Origin of the sequence: Spirillospora sp. NPDC049652 (genome assembly GCF_040675125.1) — a bacterium.
GTDB lineage: Bacteria > Actinomycetota > Actinomycetes > Streptosporangiales > Streptosporangiaceae > Spirillospora.
Genome location: NZ_JBFAOF010000456.1, coordinates 1 through 5,574 on the forward strand (window position 1 = coordinate 1; position 5,574 = coordinate 5,574).

Annotated in this window: 4 protein-coding genes and 1 pseudogene; all 5 read left to right on the forward strand. The window is 75.0% G+C overall.

Annotation, left to right across the window (positions count from 1 at the left end):
- Window positions 1–829: NAD kinase (locus AB0J52_RS25035; RefSeq protein WP_500184623.1), on the forward strand; the 829-nt coding region annotated here is incomplete at its 5' end.
- A gap of 60 nt (window positions 830–889) precedes the next feature.
- A complete protein-coding gene (recN, locus tag AB0J52_RS25040; protein WP_500184625.1) occupies window positions 890–2,593 on the forward strand; it encodes a DNA repair protein RecN in 1,704 nt (567 codons plus the stop codon).
- A gap of 159 nt (window positions 2,594–2,752) precedes the next feature.
- Window positions 2,753–3,991: a putative cytokinetic ring protein SteA gene (gene steA / locus AB0J52_RS25045; protein WP_500184626.1), complete on the forward strand. Its 1,239-nt coding sequence runs from the start codon at window positions 2,753–2,755 to the stop codon at window positions 3,989–3,991.
- Complete coding sequence (locus tag AB0J52_RS25050; RefSeq protein WP_500184627.1) at window positions 3,988–4,947, forward strand: copper transporter; 960 nt, start codon at window positions 3,988–3,990, stop codon at window positions 4,945–4,947. Before steA ends, AB0J52_RS25050 begins: the two co-directional genes overlap by 4 nt.
- A gap of 6 nt (window positions 4,948–4,953) precedes the next feature.
- Window positions 4,954–5,574 (forward strand): annotated as a pseudogene (locus AB0J52_RS25055) (hypothetical protein); the annotation flags it as partial.

Genomic DNA, 5,574 nt, shown 5'->3' on the forward strand with positions numbered 1-5,574 from the left:
GGGCGCGCCGCTGCTCGGCGTCAACCTCGGGCACGTCGGCTTCCTCGCCGAGGCCGAGCGCGAGGACCTCGCCACCACGGTCGACCGCGTCATCGAGCGCCGCTACGACGTCGAGGAGCGGATGACCATCGACGTGGTCGTCCACCGCAACGGGTCGGTCACCGGCACCACCTGGGCGCTGAACGAGGCGACCGTGGAGAAGGCCGAGCGGCAGCGGATGCTGGAGCTGGTCGTGGAGATCGACGGCCGGCCGCTGTCCCACTGGGGCTGCGACGGGGTGGTGATGGCCACGCCGACCGGGTCGACCGCGTACGCGTTCTCGGCGGGCGGTCCGGTCGTGTGGCCGGAGGTGGAGGCGCTGCTGGTCGTGCCGATCAGCGCGCACGCGCTGTTCGCCCGCCCGCTGATGGTCTCGCCGCGGTCGGCGGTCGCGATCGAGGTGCAGGCCGACACCCCCGGCGCGGTGCTGTGGTGTGACGGTGCCCGCACTCTGGACCTGCCGCCCGGCGCGCGGGTCGAGGTGCGGCGCGGGGCCGAGCCGGTCCGGCTGGCCCGGCTGCACCTCACCCCGTTCACCGACCGGCTGGTGACCAAGTTCGGCCTCCCGGTCGCCGGCTGGCGCGGCCGCACCCGCCCGTCCGCGCAGGCCGCGCGGGGGCCGGTCCCGGGCCGCGAGGCCCTCACGGGAGGCCCGCCGCAGGCCGATCCGGACGGCCTGGAGCCGTCCGGCGGGGAACCGCCGGCGGGCGGCGGGGGAGCGCGGCGGGAGGGTGAGAGCACGGGTCCGGCGGCGGACGGTCGCGCCACCGGCGCGGTGGAGGGACGATAATCTCACCACCGAACGCGGAGAGCGGGCGGATTGCGAGGGGTTGTGACGCGGGTGCGTCCCATGGTCGATGAGGTGCGGATCCAGGGCCTCGGCGTGATCGACGAGGCGGTGCTGGAGCTGTCGCCCGGGTTCAACGTCGTCACCGGCGAGACCGGGGCGGGCAAGACCATGGTGGTCACCAGCCTCGGCCTGCTGTTCGGCGGCCGCGCCGACCCGCAGCGGGTCCGGCCGGGCGCCGAGCGCGCCACGGTCGAGGGCCGGATCGTGGTGGACCCGGGCGGCCGGGTGGTCGACCGGGTCGAGGAGGCGGGCGGCGAGCTCGACGAGGGCACGCTGATCGTGCAGCGCTCGGTGTCGGCGGAGGGCCGCTCGCGCGCCTACGTGGGCGGCCGGTCGGTGCCGGTGAGCCTGCTGATCAACCTGGCGGACGACCTGGTCGCCGTGCACGGCCAGTCCGACCAGCAGCGGCTGCTGCAGGCGGGCCGCCAGCGCGCCGCGCTGGACCGGTACGCCGGGTCGTCGCTGACCAAGCCGATGCGCGCCTACACCCGCACCTACCAGCGGCACCGCCAGGTCACGGCGCTGCTGGACGAGCTGACCACCCGGTCGCGCGAGCGCGCCCAGGAGGCCGACATCCTGCGGTTCGGGCTGGAGGAGATCGAGAAGGTCGATCCCAAGCCCGGCGAGGACGTCGAGCTCGCCGCCGAGGAGGAGCGCCTCGGGCACGCCGACGCGCTGCGCGGCGCGGCCGACACCGCGCACGAGTCGCTGCTCGGCGACCCGGCGGCGGTGTTCGAGGCCGCGAACGTGGTGAGCCTGCTCGGGGCGGCGCGCAACGCGCTGGACGCGGTCCGCGAGCACGATCCGGAGCTGGCGGCGCTGGCCGACCGGCTCGCCGAGGCCGGCTACCTGGTCTCGGACGTGGCGACCGACCTGGCCTCCTACGCCGAGTCCGTGGACGCCGACCCGGCGCGGCTGGCGGCCGTCCAGGAGCGCCGCGCCGAGGTGACCGCGCTGATCCGCAAGTACGGCGACGGGGAGTCGGCCGACCGGGTGCTGGAGTGGTCGCGCGCGTCCGCGGCGCGGCTCACCGAGCTCGACTCCGACGACGACCGCATCGAGGAGCTGCGCGCCGAGCACGCCGAGCTCACCGAGCGGCTGGAGACCGACGCGGCCGAGCTGACCGCCGTCCGGGGGCGCGCGTCCGAGCGGTTCTCCAAGGCCGTCACCGCCGAGCTGGCCGCCCTGGCGATGCCGCACGCGCGGGTCGAGGTGTCGGTCACGCCGACCGGCGAGTACGGGCCGTCCGGCGCGGACGAGATCGAGGTGCGGCTCGCGCCGCATCCGGGGTCCCCGGCGCTGCCGCTGCACAAGGGCGCGTCGGGCGGTGAGCTGTCGCGGGTGATGCTGGCGATCGAGGTCGTGTTCGCGGGCGCCGACCCGGTGCCGACGTTCGTGTTCGACGAGGTCGACGCGGGCGTCGGCGGCAAGGCCGCGGTGGAGATCGGGCGGCGGCTCGCCCGGCTCGCCCGGAACGCGCAGGTGATCGTCGTCACCCACCTGCCGCAGGTCGCCGCGTTCGCCGACCAGCACCTGCTGGTGGAGAAGTCCAGCGACGGGCTGGTGACGCGCAGCGGCGTCACCGCCCTCGACCGGGAGGGCCGGGTGCGCGAGCTGTCCCGCATGCTGGCGGGTCTCGCCGACTCCGAGCTCGGCCGCGCGCACGCCGAGGAGCTGCTCGACCTGGCCGCCCGCGACCGCTGAGCGCGCGGTCCGCCGGACGGTCCGCGCGATCTTCCCGGCGGTCCGCGGGAGCGCGCGGCGGCGCGGCGCTGCGCAAAGCCACCGACAGTACGCGAACCAACACGCCCCGATGCCGACGTTGCAGGTGTCACCCCCCGCCCTCTGGCAGGATGTCAAGCGATGAACGACCCGTCTCCGACCACCGACCACGCCGTCCGGCCCGCCAGGAAGCGGCCGCGCCGGGTGCTGCAGCTCGGCCGCGGGCGGGGTGACGGCAAGCCCGGCGTGTCCGCCACGGTCCGCCTCGACCGCCGCACCAAGAACCTCACCAAGCGGCTGCAGCCGGGCGACATCGCGGTGATCGACCACGTCGACCTGGACCGGGTCAGCGCCGAGGCGCTGGTGTCCTGCCAGGTCGGGGCGGTGGTGAACGTCGCGCCGTCCATCTCGGGCCGCTATCCGAACCTCGGCCCGCAGATCCTGCTGGACGCCGGCATCCCGCTGGTGGACGACGTCGGCCCGGAGATCTTCACCAAGCTGTCGGAGGGCGACGGCGTCCGGGTGGACGGCGGCACCGTCTACAAGGGCGCCGACACGGTCGCCAAGGGCACCGAGCAGACCGACGAGACGCTCGAGGCGTCGATCACCGAGGCGAAGGCCAACCTCGGCCACCAGCTCGAGGCGTTCGTCGCCAACACGATGGAGTACGTCAAGCGCGAGCGCGACCTGCTCATCGACGGCGTCGGCGTCCCGGACGTGGCGACCCGGCTGGACGGGCGGCACGCGCTGATCGTCGTGCGCGGCTACCACTACCGCGAGGACATCGCGACCCTGCGCCCCTACATCCGCGAGTACCGGCCGGTGCTGATCGGCGTGGACGGCGGGGCCGACGCGCTGCTGGAGGCCGGCTACCGCCCCGACATGATCGTCGGAGACATGGACTCGGTGTCCGACGCCGCGCTGACCTGCGGCGCGGAGATCGTCGTGCACGCCTACCGGGACGGCCGCGCGCCGGGCCTGCAGCGGGTGGAGGAGCTCGGCCGCGAGGCCGTGGTGTTCCCCGCCACCGCCACCAGCGAGGACATCGCCATGCTGCTGGCCGACGAGAAGGGCGCGACCCTGATCGTCGCCGTCGGCACGCACTTCAACATGGTGGAGTTCTTCGACAAGGGCCGCGCCGGGATGTCCAGCACGTTCCTGACCCGGCTGCGCGTCGGCAGCAAGCTCGTCGACGCCAAGGGCGTGTCCCGCCTGTACCGCAGCCGCATCTCGGGCTGGTCCCTGCTGCTGCTCGTGCTGGTGGCGTTCATCGCCATGACCACCGCCGTGTTCATGTCACCGGCCGGGGACGTCATCCGCCCCCTGCTGGCCGACCGCTGGCACGCCTTCCTCTTCTGGCTGACCGGACTGTTCACGTGATCGACTTCCGTTACCACCTCGTCTCCATCGTCGCGATCTTCCTGGCGCTGGCGCTCGGCATCGTGCTGGGCTCCACGACCCTGTCGCAGTCGGTGACCAACGGCCTCAAGCAGGAGGCGAACCGGGCCACCCGGCGCGCCGACGACCTGCGCAGGACGCAGCAGAAGCAGGAGGCACAGCTCAAGGGCGAGGAGCAGTTCGCGTCCGCGACCGGACCGCAGTACGTCGCGGGACGGCTGAAGGGCCAGTCGCTGGTGCTCGTCGAGACGCCCGGCGCCGGCGAGGAGGGCGTCTCGCAGGTCATCGACCTGGCGACCAAGGCCGGCGCGACCGTCACCGGCCGGGTCGCGATCCAGAAGAAGGCCCTGGACCCGGACGAGAGCCGCACCCTCGACGAGCTGGCCACCCAGCTGAAGCCCGCCGGGACCGCGTTCCCGTCCGGCGCGGACGCCTACACCAAGGCGGGCGCGGTGCTGGCCGGCGCGATCGTCACCAACGACGCGTCCAAGGCGGGCCGCGAGGACGCCGCCGGCGCGGGCGTGCTCACCGGGTTCCGGGAGGCGGGTTACGTGACCACCAGCGGGAAGCCGGGCCAGCATGCGACACTCGCCGTGGTGATCGCGCCCGCCACGCCCTACGGCTCCGACACCGCGGGCGGCACCCGGGCACTGGTGACGCTCACCGCGCAGCTCGACGCCGCCGACCGCGGCACCGTGCTGGGCGGTCCGAACACCGCCGCGCAGCAGGGCGGCCTCATCACCGCGCTGCGCGACGACTCGGGCGTCAGCAAGCGGGTGTCGTCGGTGGACGTGCTGGACACCGCCTCCGGGCAGGTGGTCGCGATCCTGGCCCTGCAGAACGAGCTGGGCGGCAAGTCCGGGCAGTACGGCGTCGGCCCGGGCGCGAGCGGCGGGTACCTGCCGTCTCCGCCGCCCGCCGCCGGGAAGAACGGATGACATCGCATGAGCACTGACCCCGCCCCCTCCGGACGGCGCGCGCTGCGCCTGCTGGCCGGCGCCGCGCTCGGCGCCGCCGCGACCCGCGCCGCCTACACCGCGCTGACCCGCCGCCCGCCCGGCCTGGCCGCGCGGTCCGGCGGCGAGCTGTGGGACCGCACCAACCACCGGGGCGAGCCGGTGACGCTGCTGGAGGGCCCCGCGTTCGTCGCGGGCGCCGCGGCGGCGGGCCTGCTGGCGCCCGGCGCGTCCGGGCGGTTCCGGGCGGCGGCGCTGGTCGCCGGGGCGGGCTCCGGCGCGCTCGGCGGCTACGACGACCTGGCGGGCTCCGGTTCCTCGCGCGGTTTCAAGGGCCACCTGGCCGCGCTGGCGAAGGGCGAGGTCACCACCGGCGCGGTCAAGATCCTCGGGATCGGCGCGACCGGGCTCACCGCCGCCGCGCTGGCCGGGTCGCCGGCGCGCACGCTGCCCGGACGCGCGGTCGACACGGTGCTGAACGGCGCGGTCATCGCGGCGTCGGCGAACCTGATGAACCTGTTCGACCTGCGGCCCGGCCGTGCCATCAAGGTCGGGCTGCTCGCCGGGGCCCCGCTCGCGCTCACCTCGTCCGGGGGCGCCGTGGTGGCC

Coding starts and splice junctions, on each gene's coding strand:
- recN (WP_500184625.1), top strand. CDS start 890: ATGGTCGATGAGGTGCGGATCCAGGGCCTCGGCGTGATCGACGAGGCG.
- steA (WP_500184626.1), top strand. CDS start 2,753: ATGAACGACCCGTCTCCGACCACCGACCACGCCGTCCGGCCCGCCAGG.